Raw genomic sequence first — 742 nt, forward strand, 5'->3', positions numbered from 1 at the left:
TTGAAGGCAGACTTTGCACTCATCAGAGGTTCCGTCACCGACGAATTCGGCAATACCCTGTACAACGAGGCAACGAGAAACTTCAATCCCATGATGGCCACCGCAGCAGAGCATGTCATCGTAGGCGCCTGTGAAATCGTCAAAGTGGGAGAACTGGACCCCAATCACGTGGTAACCTCGGGGATCTTCGTGGATGCAATCGTAGGAGGTGAAAAACCATGGCAGATGTAAAGGAAATCATAGCAGCAAGAGTTGCAAAGGAATTGAAGGACGGAGACGTGGTCAACCTGGGCATCGGACTTCCCACCATGGTAGCCAACTTCATACCGGAAGGAGTGGATATCACGCTGCAGTCGGAAAACGGCTTTTTAGGACTCGGCCCGGCGCCTGCACAGGGAGAGGAAGACATCGACCTTGTGAATGCGGGAGCGCAGTATGTAACGGTAAAGCAGGGAGCCTGCTTCTTTGACAGCGCCACTTCCTTTGGAATCATCCGTGGCGGACACGTGGATGCGACGATTCTGGGTTCCCTGGAAGTAGATGAACACGGAAATCTGGCCAACTGGATCGTACCGGGAAAGATGGTACCCGGAATGGGAGGAGCCATGGACCTGGTAGTGGGAGCCAAGAAGGTGATCATCGCCATGCAGCATACCAACAAAGGAAAGCATAAGATTCTGAAAGAATGCACCCTGCCTTATACGGCAGTGGGAGTGGTGGACATGATCATCACCGAGATGGG

The 742-nt window shown here is 53.0% G+C and carries 2 protein-coding genes; both read left to right on the forward strand.

Annotation, left to right across the window (positions count from 1 at the left end; translation table 11 throughout):
* Positions 1-231: CoA-transferase (locus tag KCX82_RS22865; RefSeq protein ID WP_319633376.1), on the forward strand; the 231-nt coding region annotated here is incomplete at its 5' end.
* Positions 219-742: 3-oxoacid CoA-transferase subunit B (locus KCX82_RS22870; protein WP_227020744.1), on the forward strand; the 524-nt coding region annotated here is incomplete at its 3' end. The genes KCX82_RS22865 and KCX82_RS22870, both read left to right, overlap by 13 nt.

The organism is Sinanaerobacter chloroacetimidivorans, from assembly GCF_018128545.1.
Taxonomy (GTDB): Bacteria; Bacillota; Clostridia; order Peptostreptococcales; family Anaerovoracaceae; genus Sinanaerobacter; species Sinanaerobacter chloroacetimidivorans.